The organism is Aurantimonas sp. 22II-16-19i, assembly GCF_002088275.1.
Classification (GTDB): domain Bacteria; phylum Pseudomonadota; class Alphaproteobacteria; order Rhizobiales; family Rhizobiaceae; genus Jiella.
This window is the reverse complement of sequence record NZ_AQQS01000010.1, coordinates 69,541-84,019: the sequence shown is the minus strand read 5'-3', so window position 1 is coordinate 84,019 and position 14,479 is coordinate 69,541. Positions and strand designations below refer to the sequence as shown.

At 69.0% G+C, this 14,479-nt stretch carries 12 protein-coding genes and 1 tRNA gene; 5 read left to right on the top strand and 8 right to left on the bottom strand.

The window, feature by feature from the left end; all coding sequences use genetic code 11:
* Positions 1–49 precede the first annotated feature (49 nt).
* The gene (locus ATO4_RS10310; protein WP_139802374.1) at positions 50–1,918 is read left to right on the top strand and encodes a DEAD/DEAH box helicase; all 1,869 of its coding nucleotides are present in this window, start codon (positions 50–52) and stop codon (positions 1,916–1,918) included.
* Between the two features lie 89 nt (positions 1,919–2,007).
* Here ATO4_RS10310 and ATO4_RS10305 read toward each other — a convergent pair whose 3' ends face one another.
* The 5 genes from ATO4_RS10305 to ATO4_RS10285 form a co-directional block, all read right to left on the bottom strand.
* Positions 2,008–2,595, bottom strand: a complete 588-nt coding sequence (locus ATO4_RS10305; RefSeq protein WP_083591445.1) for a protein-S-isoprenylcysteine O-methyltransferase — start codon at positions 2,593–2,595, stop codon at positions 2,008–2,010.
* Positions 2,592–3,842, bottom strand: a complete 1,251-nt coding sequence (locus ATO4_RS10300) for a hypothetical protein (RefSeq protein ID WP_083591444.1) — start codon at positions 3,840–3,842, stop codon at positions 2,592–2,594. The genes ATO4_RS10305 and ATO4_RS10300 overlap by 4 nt, the downstream gene beginning before the upstream one ends.
* Before the next feature lie 151 nt (positions 3,843–3,993).
* Positions 3,994–5,001: an LLM class flavin-dependent oxidoreductase gene (locus ATO4_RS10295; RefSeq protein WP_083591443.1), complete on the bottom strand. Its 1,008-nt coding sequence runs from the start codon at positions 4,999–5,001 to the stop codon at positions 3,994–3,996.
* Between the two features lie 157 nt (positions 5,002–5,158).
* Entirely contained in the window at positions 5,159–6,211 is a 1,053-nt protein-coding gene (locus tag ATO4_RS10290) for a magnesium transporter CorA family protein (RefSeq protein ID WP_083591442.1), read from the bottom strand.
* Between the two features lie 368 nt (positions 6,212–6,579).
* A complete protein-coding gene (locus ATO4_RS10285) occupies positions 6,580–8,328 on the bottom strand; it encodes a sensor histidine kinase (RefSeq protein ID WP_083591441.1) in 1,749 nt (582 codons plus the stop codon).
* A 242-nt stretch (positions 8,329–8,570) separates the two neighbouring features.
* Between ATO4_RS10285 and ATO4_RS10280 the strand changes: the two genes are divergently transcribed.
* The 4 genes from ATO4_RS10280 (at position 8,571) to ATO4_RS10265 (ending at position 12,198) form a co-directional block, all read left to right on the top strand.
* Positions 8,571–10,334: a helicase HerA-like domain-containing protein gene (locus tag ATO4_RS10280; RefSeq protein WP_083591440.1), complete on the top strand. Its 1,764-nt coding sequence runs from the start codon at positions 8,571–8,573 to the stop codon at positions 10,332–10,334.
* Between the two features lie 475 nt (positions 10,335–10,809).
* Complete coding sequence (locus ATO4_RS10275; RefSeq protein ID WP_083591496.1) at positions 10,810–11,160, top strand: cupredoxin domain-containing protein; 351 nt, start codon at positions 10,810–10,812, stop codon at positions 11,158–11,160.
* A 4-nt stretch (positions 11,161–11,164) separates the two neighbouring features.
* Positions 11,165–12,004: an FTR1 family protein gene (locus ATO4_RS10270; RefSeq protein ID WP_083591439.1), complete on the top strand. Its 840-nt coding sequence runs from the start codon at positions 11,165–11,167 to the stop codon at positions 12,002–12,004.
* A 118-nt stretch (positions 12,005–12,122) separates the two neighbouring features.
* A tRNA-Trp gene (locus tag ATO4_RS10265) sits at positions 12,123–12,198 on the top strand.
* Positions 12,199–12,320: 122 nt separating this feature from the next.
* On the opposite strand, the gene ATO4_RS10260 is transcribed toward ATO4_RS10265, so the two are convergent.
* From ATO4_RS10260 to ATO4_RS10250, 3 genes are all read right to left on the bottom strand, one after another.
* Positions 12,321–12,701, bottom strand: a complete 381-nt coding sequence (locus ATO4_RS10260) for an ACT domain-containing protein (RefSeq protein ID WP_348626459.1) — start codon at positions 12,699–12,701, stop codon at positions 12,321–12,323.
* A 71-nt stretch (positions 12,702–12,772) separates the two neighbouring features.
* Complete coding sequence (locus ATO4_RS10255; RefSeq protein WP_083591437.1) at positions 12,773–13,567, bottom strand: hypothetical protein; 795 nt, start codon at positions 13,565–13,567, stop codon at positions 12,773–12,775.
* A 65-nt stretch (positions 13,568–13,632) separates the two neighbouring features.
* Complete coding sequence (locus ATO4_RS10250) at positions 13,633–14,475, bottom strand: ABC transporter permease (RefSeq protein WP_139802380.1); 843 nt, start codon at positions 14,473–14,475, stop codon at positions 13,633–13,635.
* Positions 14,476–14,479 lie beyond the last annotated feature (4 nt).

The window sequence follows — 14,479 nt, the reverse complement described above, 5'->3', positions numbered from 1 at the left end:
TGATGCCGCGCGGATTGCGCCGGCGCCTCCACCTTTCCAAGGACCGTTCATGCCGTTTCGCACTTCCATCACCCCGCTCGTCCGGGCGCTTTCCGAGCGCGGCTACGAAGAGCCGACGCCCGTCCAGGACTCGGTTCTGGAGGAGGGCACGGCGATGCGCGACCTGCTCGTCTCGGCCCAGACCGGATCGGGCAAGACGATCGCCTACGGCCTCGCCATCGCCGGAACCCTCCTCGGCGAGGAGGAGCGGTTCTCCGAGGCCGGCGCGCCGATGGCGCTGATCGTCGCGCCGACGCGGGAGCTGGCGATCCAGGTCACCGCCGAATTGTCCTGGCTCTACGCCCATGCCGGGGCCGAGATCGTCACCTGCGTCGGCGGCATGGATCCGCGGGCCGAGCGCCGCAAGCTCGATCGCGGCGCCCATATCGTCGTCGGCACGCCCGGCCGGCTGCGCGATCATCTGGAGCGCAACGCCCTGAAGATCGGCGCCCTGCAGGCGCTGGTGCTCGACGAGGCCGACGAGATGCTCAATCTGGGCTTCCGGGAGGATCTGGAATTCCTGCTCGAGGCGACGCCGTCCGAGCGGCGCACCCTCTTGTTTTCCGCCACCCTGCCGAAGACCATCATGGCGATGGCCAAGCGCTACCAGCGCAATGCCATGCGCATCGAGGTCGCCAGGGGCACGACCGGCCATGTCGACATCGAGTACCGGGCCATCCGCATGGCGCCGAACGAGGTCGAGCACGCCATCGTCAACGTCCTGCGCGAGGCGGAATCGCCCAGCGCCATCGTCTTCTGCAACACCCGCGAATCGGTCCGGCATCTGTCGTCGGGCCTCCTGGAGCGGGGCTTTTCCGTCGTGACGCTCTCGGGCGAGCTCGGCCAGGCCGAGCGGAACCAGGCGATGCAGGCGTTGCGTGATGGCCGGGCGCGTGTCTGCGTCGCGACCGACGTCGCCGCCCGAGGCCTCGACCTGCCGAGCCTCAACCTCGTCATCCATGCCGAGCTGCCGAGTGACGCCGAGACCCTGCAGCACCGCTCAGGCCGCACCGGCCGGGCCGGGCGCAAGGGCGTCTCGGCGCTGCTGGTGCCGATTTCCCGCCGCCGCAAGGCCGAGCGGCTTCTGGCCGAGGCGAATATCAGCGCCGTCTGGTCCGGTGCGCCCTCCGCCGAGACGATCCGCCGCCTCGACGAGGAGCGGCTGCTCTCCGATCCGCTTCTGACCGAACCGGCGAGCGAGGAAGACCTCGCCGCCGCGAAGCGCCTTCTCGAGACGCGCAGCCCCGAGGATCTGGCCGCTGCCCTGGCACGCATCTACCGGTCCCGGCTGCCGGCGCCGGAAGATGTCTTCGACCCTGGCTTCGGGCCGGACCTGAAGGTCGCCAAGGAGCGGGAGTTCGCCGGCCGGGAGCGCAAGGGCGAGCCGGGCGAGCGCGGCGCCGGCCGCGAGCAGGTCCGCGGCGGGCCGGTGGTCTGGTTCCACATGGATGTCGGCCGGCGCAACAATGCCGACCCGAAATGGATCCTGCCGCTGATCTGCCGGCGCGGCAAGATCACCCGGGCCGAGATCGGCGCGATCAAGATCTACGACCGCGAGACCAAGTTCGAGATCGCCGAGAGCGTCGCCAAGAAGTTCGCCAGCGCGGCGGAGGTCAGCGACGGCGACGACATCACGATCTCCGTCGCCGACGGCGCGGGGGGCGATGCCCCGCCGCGCGGCAAGTTCGGCGGCGGCAAGCCCGGCGGATCCGGGCCGAAGGGCGGCAAGCCGTTCGCCGGCGGCAAGCCGGGCTTCGACGGACCCCGGCCCAAGAAGCCGTTCCAGCGCAAGGGCGGCAGGCCGGACGGCGCCGCGGCCTCCGCCCCGTCGGGGGCGCCGCGCGACAAGCCGCGCAAGCCGAGGCGCCCGCAGGACTGACAGCTCCGACGCAGCCACGGCGCGAAGCGCCGGAGCGAGCGCCGACGGCGCATCGCCGCCGTTTGGGCGGCAACCCCGTCCCCGCAGGATCAGTAGATGCCGGGGATCAGCCGGGCGGTGCGGGCACGGTAGTCGCGCCAAGCCTCGCCGAAGGTCGCTTCCATCATCGCCTCCTCCGGGCCGACGCGCAGGAAATACAGCGTGCCGAAGCCGACCAGGCCCGCGAGGCCCGCAACGAGGTTCGGCAGCAGCAGCGCCTGGGCGAGTGCCATGGTCCAGAAGGCCGTGTACATCGGATGGCGCACATGGCGGTAGATGCCGCTGGTGACGAGCTCGTGCTTCTCGCGGATGTCGAGGGAGACCGACCACATCCGCCCAAGCGCCTTGTGGGTGAGCCGGAAGAGGACGAGGGCGGCGACCATCGCCGCGACCCCCAGCGCCGTCTGGAGGGGCGAGGGCGCATAGCTCGCAAAGCGCGGGAAACCCGTCGCGACGAAGACGCCCGGCAGGATCCCGAGCCCCGACAGCGAGATCAGCATGCGGATGGTCTCGGCCCGGCCGCGGGCGGTCGTCTCGACGCGGCGGCGCTTGGCGCGCCGCTCGAAGGGGTAGCGGATGACGTACCAGCCGACGACCATCAGCACCCAGCAGATCTTGCCGATCAACACCGCGCTCATGCCGAAGCTCCTGCCGTTTGCGCCTTCGCCGACACGTCTTTCGGCGGCTCGGGCAGGGGCATCAGGGGCGGCCGGTCGAGGCTGCCCTCATAGGCGAAGTCGCCGAGGGGATGCGGCCCGGTGAGCAGCATGTGGAAGGAATAGGGCGCGCGCCGCTCCACCGGCAGCACGAACTGGCGGTGCAGGCGGAAGAAGTCGCGCTTGATGCGCCTGTAGGTCTCGGGCTTCACGAGCTTCCTGAAATGCACCCGGACGACGCGCGGCGTGCGCCCGTCGTCGATGCCGAGGGAGGTTGCCGGGTTGGACTTGTAGAAGTTGATCGGGTCGGAAAGTCCCTGGCAGTCCGTCCAGGGGATCAGCCGCTCGGTGACGAGGCGCTTCACCGCCATCCGCTCGTCGCTCGCCGCCGGATGCAGCGCCGTCTTCATCAGGCTGGAGCCGACGGTGAGGAGATGCGGCTGCACTGCGGCGAGCGCCGGCCTCGCCAGCGCATCGTCGAGGGCCATGACCGCCATCACCGCTCCGAGGCTGTGCGCGGCGACGACGAGTTCGGTGCCGGGCGAGCCGGCGCCGTCGGCGAGCCGGCGCTCCAGTTCGCCCGCCTGCAGACGGATGCGCTCGCGGATCGCGGGATTGCGGTCGCGGCAGATGTCCCGCGCCATCGCCCAGTCGTCGAGGGCAGTCAGGAGATGCAGCCGGCGGTTCGCGAGAAACAGTCCTCCGCCGACGAGCGCCACGCCCGCGGCAACACCGATCAGCGTCGCCGCAACCGTGCCGAGCCCGCTCGCGAGCCCGGCGGCGAGCCAGCCGACGAGGAGGCCGGCGATCAGCGCGACGAGGAGGAGGACGAGCGGGAACAGGTAGAACAGGCCGTAGCGCCAGCTCGTCCGGAAGTAGCGCAGGACGGTTCCCGAGACGAGGAAATCGGCGAGCGCAACGTAGCCGGTGAGGAAGCGCCGCCAGAACGGCCGCGCGGCATAGGCGAGGATGAGGTCGCCCCAGTCGAAGACGACGATCTCGGTGTCGGTGCGCCAAGGCGCATTGCCGCTCGCCGCCCCGCCGAGCCGAACGTCGAGGCGGGGAAACAGGTCGCCCGGGTCTGTCGTCCCGGCAGGCTCCTCGATCCCGATGGCGAGATCCCAGAGCGCTGCCGCGCTCTCCGCCCCGCGCCGGAAGCGCTTCACATGGGCGCCCGCCCGCATCGGCTCGAAGCCGGGAAAGAGGCAGACGAGCCGGCGCGTGATCATGCTTCCTCCCTCGATTTCGCGGAAGACCCGCGGCGAACTCCTGGGGAGGAGGCTGTAGCGCAGTCGGCGCCGGAGAAAAAGCCGTTTGGCGTCCTTGCGTTAGGCTTCGCGGTGAAATCCCGAGCTCCGGCAACCGCTCCGGCCGGGTGCCTCAGGCGGCCTGCCGCTTGCCCTCGATCCGGCGCATGGCGTCGGCGGCGATCTCGAACGACCGCAGCCGCGCCTGGTGATCGTGGATCTGCCCGGTGAGAATCACCTCGTCCGGCCGCCAGCGCTCGACGAAGGCCGACAGCTGAGCGTGCACCGTCTCGGGCGAGCCGACCGCCGAGATGGCCAGCGCCTGGTCGAGCATCGAGCGCGCCGCCGGATCGAGGCGGGCATAGTAGCCCTCCATCGGCCGCGACAGCTTGCCGGGATTGCCGGTGCGCAGATTGACGAAGGCCTGCTCCATCGAGCTCTTCAGGAAGGCGCCCTCGGCGTCGGTCTCCGCGGCGAAGACGTTGGCGGCCAGGATGAAATAGGGATGGGGGTGGCGCTCGGAGGGGCGATAGGTCTCGCGGTAGATCTCCACCGCCTGGTCGAGGGCGCCGGGCGCGAAATGCGAGGCGAAGGCGTAAGGAAGGCCGAGCTGCGCGGCGAGCTGCGCGCCGTAGAGGCTCGAGCCGAGGATGTAGACCGGAACCTGCGTGCCCTCGCCGGGGATCGCCCGCAGCTTCTGGCCGGCCGAGGACGGCTCGAAATAGAGCATCAGCTCCAGGACGTCCTGGGGAAAGCTGTCGCTCGCCTCGAGGCTGCGCCGCAGCGCCCGCGTCGTCATCATGTCGGTGCCGGGGGCGCGGCCGAGGCCGAGATCGATCCGGTTCGGATAGAGCGTCGCCAGCGTGCCGAACTGCTCGGCGATGACCAGCGGCGCGTGGTTCGGGAGCATCACGCCGCCCGCGCCGATGCGGATCGTCCGCGTCTGGCTGCCGATATAGGCCAGCGCGACGGCGGTCGCGGCGCTGGCGATGCCCGGCATGTTGTGGTGCTCGGCCATCCAGTAGCGCCGATAGCCGAGGTCCTCGGCGTGCCTTGCGAGGGACGCGGAGTTCTTCAGGGCGTCTTCCGCCGAAAAGCCTTCCGGCACGGGCGAGAGATCGAGAACGGAAAAGGCGGGCATTGCATGGCTCCGGGAGCGGATGATCACGATACGTCTGCCTGATCAGATGGCCCTTCGCCGTGGCATCGGAAAGCCCCGCCGCCGGGGCTGACCGCAGCGTTCACTTCTTCGACGACTTCGTCCGTCGACCGGGCGCGCCCTGCCGCCGCACCGTGGTCTACAGCCAGTTCTTGTAGCGGAAATACACCATCGGCAGGAGGGCCGAGACCGCCATCAGGGCGAGCGCGTAGGGATAGCCGTAGTCCCAGCCGAGCTCGGGCATGTGCTGGAAGTTCATGCCGTAGATCGAGGCGACGAGGGTCGGCGGCAGGAAGGCGACGGCCGCCACCGAGAAGATCTTGATGATCGCGTTCTGCTCGATCGAGATCATTCCGACGGTGGTGTCGAGAAGGAAGGTCGTCTTGTTCGACAGGAACGAGACGAAGTCGTTGAGGGAATGGATGTCGCGGGCCATCACCTTCACCCGCGCCTTGCCGTCCTTCATGCCGTTGCCCTTCTTGCGATCGAGCGAGAGCTGCAGGAAGGGCAGCAGCCGGTCGAGGGTCGCAAGGCTCTCGCGCACCCGCGAGGTCAGGTCGCCCGCCGCGCCGATGCGCTGCAGCAGCTTCTTGAAGTCGGCGGTGCCCGTCGGCTTCTTCTTCGCCGAGGAGGAGAAGATGTCGTCGCCGATCCGGTCGAGATCGGCCGAGACCAGCTCGAGAAGGTCGGCCATGCGGTCGATGACGGTCTCCAGGAGCCCGACCAGCAGCTGCTCGGCGGCGGGCGGCTTGCCGGCCGCGCGGGGCACTTCGCCCGCCTCGGCCGTCTCCTGGGACAGCTGTTGGTGCGCCGGCAACGTGCTCGGGTCGCGGCAGAGCTTGGCGACGAAGATCTTGAAGCTCTTCGGCTCGCTGTAGCGCACGGTGACGAGGCGGCCCCGCGTGAGAATGAAGGTGACCGGCGCGAAAGCCGGCGAACCGTTCTGGACGCCGTGCACGACGCTCGCGGTCATCACGTCGGCGCCATCTTCCGAATAGAGCCGGCTCGAGACCTCGATCTCGCTCATTTCCTCGCGCGTCGGGATCTCGATGGCGCAGAGCGCCTCCACGGCGGCGACTTCCTCGACCGTGGGGGAATCGAGATCGATCCAGAGGGCCGTCTCGGGAAGATCCGCCGGGCTGGCGGTCTGGTGGACGACCTTGAGGCCGTCGAAGCTGTAGGTTTCGATCATCCGGTCTCTCTCGACTTCGCGGTCGGCCCGTTGGTGACGAGGGCCTCGCCATATCCACCTGCCGCCACGTCCATCACCAATTCGTATACGGCTGGATTTGGTAGCAGCGATTTCAATCGCGCTGATGTCGAGGATGGCGCCACGCTCGCGGGCCGCTCGGGCGCCGCCTCGGCGAATTCGCCAGTGTCAGGCCGGAGAGAAGCGACGCGCGGCCGTCGATCGGATCGTTTGCGGCCAGTTGCCTGCATCCCGAGCGCCGGGGCGGCTTGCCGGGCCACAGCCGTCGGGCTCCGGCCGGCAATCGCGTCCGTCCTGCTCCCGTCGGGCGAGGCGTCCGACGAGCGGGTTCGTCCTCCGGGACCCGCGCGCTAGGAAGCGCCGTCCTCGCCGGATTCCGGCCGGGGCTCGATCGCATCGAGCGGCGCGGTCAGCGTCCAGACGACGCCGGTGGTCGCGTAATCCATGTCCACCGACCCGCCGAGACCGCGCGCCGTCATCTTCTGGGTGACCAGCGTGCCGAAGCCCGAGTGTCGCGGCGGCGTCACCGGCGGGCCGCCGCTCTCGCGCCAGGTGAGGGTGAAGCTGTCGCCCGCCGCCCACAGGACCTGCACATTGCCGTCCGGCTTCGACAGGGCGCCGTATTTGGCGGCGTTGGTGGCGAGTTCGTGCAGGGCGAGGCCGATCGTCTGGGCCGCGGTCGCATTCAGGAACAGCGGCGGACCCTGCGTGACGATCTGATCGCTGTTCGAGCCGAAGGCCTTGAGCTGGCTCTTCGCCAGTTCGCTCATCGAGGCGCTCTGCCAGCCGCCCGAGGAGAGGAGGTCGGCGGAGCGGGCGAGCGAGTTCAGAGCCTCGGACAAGGTCGCCAGGAACTGCGTCGTATCGGCGCTTTCGTTGGCCGCGCGCCGGGCGATCGAGGCGATCAGCGCATACTGGTTCTTGGCGCGGTGGCTCATCTCGCGCATCAGGAAGCGGTTCTGTTCCTCCGCTTCGCGGCGTTCCCGCGACGCCTGGGCCAGCACCTTGGAGACCTGACCGATCTCGGCGATGTCGGTGGAAATCACCGTTGCCGGCTCGCCGCGGCCGATCTGCTCGGCCTGCCTGGCGAGCTTGAGGATGGGCTGGGCGAGGCGGCGCCCGAAGGTGATGCCGAGCGCGATGGAGAAGGCGAGCAGCAGCGCCCCGGCGCCGATGAGAAGCAGCCAGGAGCGCATCACCGGCCGGCCGATGACGGCGCTGGGAACGGCCACCGTCGTCGTCCAGCCCGACAGGCTGGAGACGGTGGACGCCTTGATCAGCTCGGCTTCCATGCTGGAGTTGCCGATGGTCTCCACGATCGACGGATTGTCGTAGGAGACGCTCTGGTGGGCGCGCATCCGCCCGTCGCTGGTGACCGCCGCGAAGACGCGCTTGCCCGCGGCGTCCTTGATGATCGCCGACCACTGGCTCGGCAGGTTGCGGTCGGCGATCACCGCCTCGAAGGAGGTCGTCGCCTTGGAGAGAACGAGGACGAACTTCACGTCCTCCTCCTGGTTCACCGGGATCGCCACGTGATAGACGAATTCGCCGCGATCATCGCGGAACCGGACGCCCGAGACCGCCGGACGCCGGGTCTCGAACACCTGCCGGGCGAGCCGGCGATCGTCGAAGGGGAGGGTGTCGGGCGGAAAAGCCCCGCGGGTATTCACCAGGACATCCATCGCGCCATCGACGAGCTCGGCGGTGGTCGAGGTGCCGAGAAGCGCTGCCGCCGTCCGCTCGTGAAACTGGGCGAGCCGATCCTCGATCAGCGTGGGCGAGGCCGCGAGAACCCGTCCGGACGTCATGAGGCCGTAGATTTCGCGATCGATGGCATTGGACACGATCTCGGCGGTGTCGTTGACCTGAGCCGCGGCGATTTCCTGCTGCTGCTGAGAGAACTGGACGATCAGAAAGGCGCTGAACAGGAGCGCCGGGACCAGGACGATCAGCGCGAAGGTGATCAGATGGACGAGCAGGGTCGGCCGGCGCCACAGCCGCCAGATGGCCAGTCTCCCCTTGCGCGGCGCATGCGCAAGGGCGGGTTGCCGCCGAACGTCATCGGTCGGTCGCCCATCTGATCGCGTCTGAACGCTCACCGCCGCTTCTTCCCGCGCGCAAGGTCCTCTGCCGGACCCCGCTGCGCCTCCTTGCCGATTTCCCCACTCGGCGAACAGCTTACGCGAGCCGGCGGAATTTTACCATAAGTGTTCGCCGTTGCCTCGGCGATCGGGGGCACCCGCGTCACCCCACCGCGGCGTGGCCCTCTCGCTCGTCCCGCCGCTTGTCCGGGGGCTCCGGCCGCATATACACTGGCCGCGATGAACGGAGACTGCGGGTGATGGCCGAGACGAACCGGATCTTTCTCGGCGCGAGCCGCGACGCCAAGAACGAGGTCGGGGCGGGCGAGTATCTCGACCTTCGGCTGGCCAACCGCCATGGCCTCGTCACCGGGGCGACGGGCACCGGCAAGACCGTGACGCTGCAGATCCTGGCCGAAGGCTTTTCCGACGCCGGCGTCCCGGTGTTCTGCGCCGACGTGAAGGGGGACCTATCCGGCATCTCGCGGCGCGGCGAGGAGAAGGATTTCCTCCTGAAACGGGCCGCCGAGATCGGTCTCGATCCCTATTACAACGACCTCTATCCGACGATTTTCTGGGACGTCTTCGGCGAGAAGGGCCACCCGATCCGCGCCACCATCACCGAGATGGGGCCGCTGCTCCTCTCCCGGCTGATGAATCTCTCCGAGGCACAGGAGGGCGTGCTCAACATCGCCTTCAAGATCGCCGACGACGAGGGCCTCCTGCTCCTCGACCTGAAGGACCTGCAGGCGATGCTGGCGCATCTGTCGGAGAATTCCTCCGACGTCTCGAAGCTCTACGGCAACGTCTCGAAGGCTTCGGTGGGCGCGATCCAGCGCTCGCTGCTCGTCCTCGAGCAGCAGGGCGCGCAGCATTTCTTCGGCGAGCCGGCGCTGCGGATCGACGACCTGATGCGAACCGACCGCGACGGACGGGGGTTCGTCAACGTGCTGGCCGCCGACAGGCTGATGATGAACCCGCGGCTCTACGCGACGTTTCTCCTGTGGCTGCTGTCCGAGTTGTTCGAGGAACTGCCGGAGATCGGCGACCCCGACAAGCCGAAGCTCGTCTTCTTCTTCGACGAGGCGCATCTCCTGTTCGACGGGGCGCCGCAGATCCTGCTGGACCGGGTCGAGCAGGTGGTCAAGCTGATCCGCTCCAAGGGCGTCGGCGTCTTCTTCGTCACCCAGAACCCGCTGGACGTGCCGGACGGCGTCCTCGCCCAGCTCGGCAACCGCGTGCAGCATGCGCTGAGGGCCTACACCCCGCGCGAGCAGAAGGCGGTCAAGACGGCCGCCGAGACGTTCCGGCCCAATCCCGACTTCGACGCCTTCGCGGCGATCACGACCCTCGGTGTCGGCGAGGCGCTGGTCTCGACGCTCGGCAAGGGCGGCGTGCCGTCGATGGTCCAGCGCACGCTGATCCGTCCGCCGGCGGCGCGGCTCGGCACGGTCAGCGACGAGGAGCGCGCCGAGACCCTGCGCCAGAGCCCGGTCGCCGGACTGTACGACCACGCGATCGATTCCGAATCCGCCTATGAGATGCTGGTCGAGCGGGCCGAGACCGAGATGCGGCGCGAAGAGGAGGAGCGCGCCCGGGAGGCCGAAGCCGCCCGCCAGCGCGAGGCGGCCGAGCGGACCCAGCAGAGCGCCAGGGCCGAGGCTGCGCGACGCCGCGCCGAGGCCGGCGCGACGGGGCGGGCCGGCGAGGCAGACGAGGCCGGCGAGGCGCGGGGCCCCTGGGGCGGCGGCGCGTCCGTGCCGCAGACCCGGCGCACCCGCACCGGCTTCCAGATCCCGGATTTCGGTCTCGGCGGCGGCGGGCGGGACGACGCGGAAGACTATGTCGACGACGAGCCGGAAGCCCCGCGCCGGCGCGCCCCGCGGCGGCGGCCGGCAGCATCCGGCTATCAGCGCCAGACCGTGACCGAGACGATCATGAAACAGGTCGGCCGAACCGTCGCCTCCACGGTAACCACGGCGATCGTCCGCGGCATCCTCGGCAGCCTGAAGCGGGGGCGGTGAGGGTGGTGCCGACCCGCTCCTGATCGCTCAAGGCCTCGACGGATCTCCTCCGTGCAAGGCTGGCGATTGCCCCGAAACGCTCATCTGCTGCGTCGCGCCGCACGGCCGCCCGTCTGGGGCCGCTCCGCGCCGCGACGGCGCGCGCGGCGCAGTTCCACCCGCCATCGGCCGTCTCTTCTGCGGAAAATGAAGGAAATTGAACCTGATCCGAACTGTCAGGGTTGGGGAGCCGGGTGTATGGGTCGTTTCGGTCCAGGGCTCAGGGCTGGGGACCGAAGATTTCCGCAAGGTCGGCCATGCCGGCAGTCGACCGCGCCTCACGATCGAGGTTTCCCCTAGCCTCCGGGCGGCTGAAGCCGGCTCAGTTCGAGGTCACATGTCCCAGGGGCGTTCGGCCAGGCGAAGCGACGGGCTCGCCGATCCCCGCCGGCCGGCTCTCGAACCATCCCCACATCACCAACCAGGAATGACGACGATGTCCTCGATCTTCCGCCCGGCACTGGCCGCAGCCCTCTGCGCCGCCACCCTCAGCGCTGCCGCATTGCCGGCCATAGCCGCCGAAGTGCCGACTTTCGAGATGACGCTGAAGGACCACAAGTTCTCGCCCGAGACCCTGGAAGTTCCGGCGAACCAGCGCTTCCAGATCAGGCTGACCAACAAGGACGCCACTCCCGACGAGTTCGATTCCCACGACCTCAGGGTCGAGAAGGTGGTCGGCGGCGGCCAGACCGGCATCGTCCGCATCCAGCCGTTGGTGCCCGGACGCTACATGTTCATGGGCGAGTACCACGCCGCGACGGCCCGCGGCGTCGTCGTGGCGAAATAGTCCGATGCTCGCCGCCTTCGTCATCGTCTTTCGCGAGGTCATCGAGGCGGGCCTCGTCGTCGGCGTCGTGCTTGCCGCGACCCGCGGCCTTGTGGGCCGCAGCGCCCATGTGGGGGGCGGGATTCTCGCCGGCTTTCTCGGCGCCTGCCTCGTCGCCGCGTTTGCCGGCGGCATTGCCGATCTCTTCGAAGGCTCCGGCCAGGAAGCCCTCAACGCGGCGGTGCTTTTGATCGCCGTCGCCATGCTGGTCTGGCACAATGCCTGGATGGCCAGCCACGGCCGCGAGCTCGCCCGCAGCCTCAGGGCCGTCGGCGAGGAGGTGAAGGCGGGGCAGAAGTCGTTGATGGCTCTATCGATCGTCTGCGCTGTCGCGGTGCTGCGCGAGGGCTCGGAAGTCGTACTCTTCCTCTATGGCGTCGCCGCCGCCGGGCAGACCACCCCGCTCGGCATGCTGGCGGGCGGCCTCCTCGGCATTGCTGGCGGCGCACTTCTTTCGGCGCTGCTCTATTTCGGCCTCGTCGCGATCCCGCTGCGCCATCTCTTCGCCGTCCTGACGGCGCTGATCACCCTGCTTGCGGCAGGCCTCGCCGCCCAGGCGATGCGCTTCCTGGCGCAGGGCGGCTGGCTGAACGAGTGGGTGACGCCGCTCTGGGACACGAGCCCGGTCCTGTCGGAGGAGAGCCTCGCCGGACGGATCGCTCATGTCCTGCTCGGCTATTCGGCGCAGCCTTCGGCAAGCGAACTCGCAGCCTATCTGGCGGTGATCGCGATCATGCTCGCCGTCCGACGGATGGCAGTGCGGGAGAGCGGGGCCCAGGGCCGCCGGGCTCAGGTTTCGAGCTGAGCCTTGGCGTCCCCGGCCGTCACGTGGCGGACGGGTGAAGGAGATCGGCTCCGGAGCGCGGATGCGAAAAATTGCTGTTGCATCCGGCCCGCCGACGATTTATCTCCACGGTGGCTGAAGGGGTATAGCTCAGTTGGTAGAGCGGCGGTCTCCAAAACCGCAGGCCACAGGTTCGAGCCCTGTTGCCCCTGCCAGTCCTTCCCGATCCCGACGATCTTGATTCGCTCGACGCCGCTGCCGCGCCGGCTCTGGCCGCATCTTGCGACGCTGGCCACACCTCGCGCCGACGTGAGCGACATCCGCCTGCGTTGCGCCGTCAGAGCGCCGGCGCGATCACATGGCCGGCGGCAGTCAGAACCTGCGAGGCTCGGCCCGCCATCTCCATCTTCACGAACAGCGTATCGGTATCGAAGCTCGACACGAGAAAGATGCCGATCTCCGCTTCCGCCAGTGGCTGCAGCACCGCCGCCGCGATGCCGGTCTCGTCGAAGGCGAAGGGGCCGGCGAAGTGGAAGCCGCACCATCCCGCATCGCTGCGGATCTCCCGGGGCACCCGCTCCGCGAGGCAGAGGATCGAGAGTTCCTCCGTCGTCCGGGTGATCGAGACGAAGCCCGGCCCGTCCGCCCAGTCGGGGATCACGGCGTCCGGCGCCAGCCGGGCGATGGCGTAGCTGCCCTCCATGACGCGCAGTGTCACGCTCGGCTTGCGCGGTCGGGACGGCTCGGTTCGGTGCGTTCCGCCGTCCTCGCGAGGCTCCTGCACCATCGTCAGAGTGCCTGTTCGGCGGCTCGGCCGAGGGCGAAGGCCCGCTGCTCGATCAGCGTCGGCACCTCGCAGACATAGGTCAGCGACTGGCGGCGCTCGTTGAAGACGCGGGTGTCCCAGAGCAATTGCTGGCGCGCGTCGTCGAGGACGGTCGGATTGGCGGTGGGGTTGTCCTGTTGGGTCGAGAAGGCCTTGGCCTGCTCGCGCAGATTGGCGGCCAGCGACTTCTGCTTGGCGCCGTAGCGCTCGATGCCGCTCATGATCTGCGTGCGTTCGCTGTTGAAGCGGTCGAGCAGGACGGCGACGAAGTTGGCGGCCCGCGTCTGGCGCTCGGGCTCCGGCGTCGCGGCAAGATAGTCCTGCACCGCTTTCTCCGCCTCGGGGAGCGGTGTCCGCCGGGCTGCAACCCGGTCGATCAGCCGGGTCATCTCGTCGCTCGCGGCGACGGACGCCGGATCGGGAAGCGCCGGGCCGCTCCAGATCTGGCCGGCCGTGATCTCGTCGACGCGGCGCTGGACGCAGGGCCAGTTGGTTGTCGCCGGGGCGGGGGGCTTGGCGAAGGCGACCGGGTTGTTGGCGCCTTGTGCCGGTTTTGGAGCCGCTGCGGGTGCATTGTCCGTGCCGGCCGGGGCGTTGGTCGGCGCCGGGCCAGGCACGACGAAGCCCTTGGGGATCTCGCGGGGCGTCGCCCCGTCCTGGGCGCTGGCGGCGAGCGGTGCGAGGACGGCGAGGACCGCCACCATGCCGCCGAGCGCCGCCGCGCCGCTCGCTCGTGTTCCCGTCGAATGTTGCGTCATGTCATGTCCTCCCAGAATTTTCGTCGAGCGTCCCCGGGGCTCCCGAACCCCCGAGGCTGTCCAGCCTATTGCCGCTTGCGGCTGATCAGGCCGCGCGCCGGATCGTAGGCGACGATGGCGCCGCCGAGAAAGACGATGGTGCAGCCGGCGACGATCGCCAGGGCCTGAAGGTTCAGCTGTTGATACAGCGCGAAGCGCACGAGTTCCACAGCGTGGGTGAAAGGGTTGAACTGGCAGATCCGGTAGAGCAGCGGGCTCGATTCCTGCACGCGCCACAGGGGATAGAGGGCCGAAGAGGCGAAATACATCGGGAAGATGACGAAGTTCATCACGCCGGCGAAGTTCTCCAACTGCTGGACCAGCGAGGAAAGCAGCATGCCGAGCGCGCCGAGCATCAGCCCGGCGAGCACGATCGCCGGCAGGGCGGTCAGATAGCTGAGGGGCTCGGGCTGGACCTCCCAGAACCAGGCGATGGCGAAGAACACATAGACCTGGACGACGCCGACGGAGACGCCGGCAAACAGCTTGGAGACCAGGAGGAACCACCGCGGCAGCGGCGAGACGAGCAGGGTCTTCATCGTGCCGGTCTCGCGGTCGTAGACCATCGACAGCGACGACTGCATGCCGTTGAACAGGAGGATCATGCCGACGAGGCCGGGCGCGATGTAGACCTCGTAGAGAATGTAGGTCTGGTAGGGGGCGATGATCGAGACGCCGAGCACCTGGCGGAAGCCGGCGGCGAAGATGAACAGCCAGAGGAGCGGGCGGACCAGCGCCGAGACGAAGCGCTCGCGCTGATGGATGAAGCGCAGCGCCTCGCGCCAGACGATGCCGCCGGCGCAGATGAGATAGGCCGACAGCGGAAACCCGCGCCGGATCGGCACCGCACCGGCCCGCTCGATCGACATCTCG

What these genes read in the sequence shown, in the direction of transcription:
- ATO4_RS10310 (WP_139802374.1), top strand. Translation starts at nt 50, where the DNA reads ATGCCGTTTCGCACTTCCATCACCCCGCTCGTCCGGGCGCTTTCCGAG.
- ATO4_RS10305 (WP_083591445.1), bottom strand. Translation starts at nt 2,595, where the DNA reads ATGAGCGCGGTGTTGATCGGCAAGATCTGCTGGGTGCTGATGGTCGTC.
- ATO4_RS10300 (WP_083591444.1), bottom strand. Translation starts at nt 3,842, where the DNA reads ATGATCACGCGCCGGCTCGTCTGCCTCTTTCCCGGCTTCGAGCCGATG.
- ATO4_RS10295 (WP_083591443.1), bottom strand. Translation starts at nt 5,001, where the DNA reads ATGCCCGCCTTTTCCGTTCTCGATCTCTCGCCCGTGCCGGAAGGCTTT.
- ATO4_RS10290 (WP_083591442.1), bottom strand. Translation starts at nt 6,211, where the DNA reads ATGATCGAAACCTACAGCTTCGACGGCCTCAAGGTCGTCCACCAGACC.
- ATO4_RS10280 (WP_083591440.1), top strand. Translation starts at nt 8,571, where the DNA reads ATGGCCGAGACGAACCGGATCTTTCTCGGCGCGAGCCGCGACGCCAAG.
- ATO4_RS10275 (WP_083591496.1), top strand. Translation starts at nt 10,810, where the DNA reads ATGTCCTCGATCTTCCGCCCGGCACTGGCCGCAGCCCTCTGCGCCGCC.
- ATO4_RS10270 (WP_083591439.1), top strand. Translation starts at nt 11,165, where the DNA reads ATGCTCGCCGCCTTCGTCATCGTCTTTCGCGAGGTCATCGAGGCGGGC.
- ATO4_RS10255 (WP_083591437.1), bottom strand. Translation starts at nt 13,567, where the DNA reads ATGACGCAACATTCGACGGGAACACGAGCGAGCGGCGCGGCGGCGCTC.
- ATO4_RS10250 (WP_139802380.1), bottom strand. Translation starts at nt 14,475, where the DNA reads ATGTCGATCGAGCGGGCCGGTGCGGTGCCGATCCGGCGCGGGTTTCCG.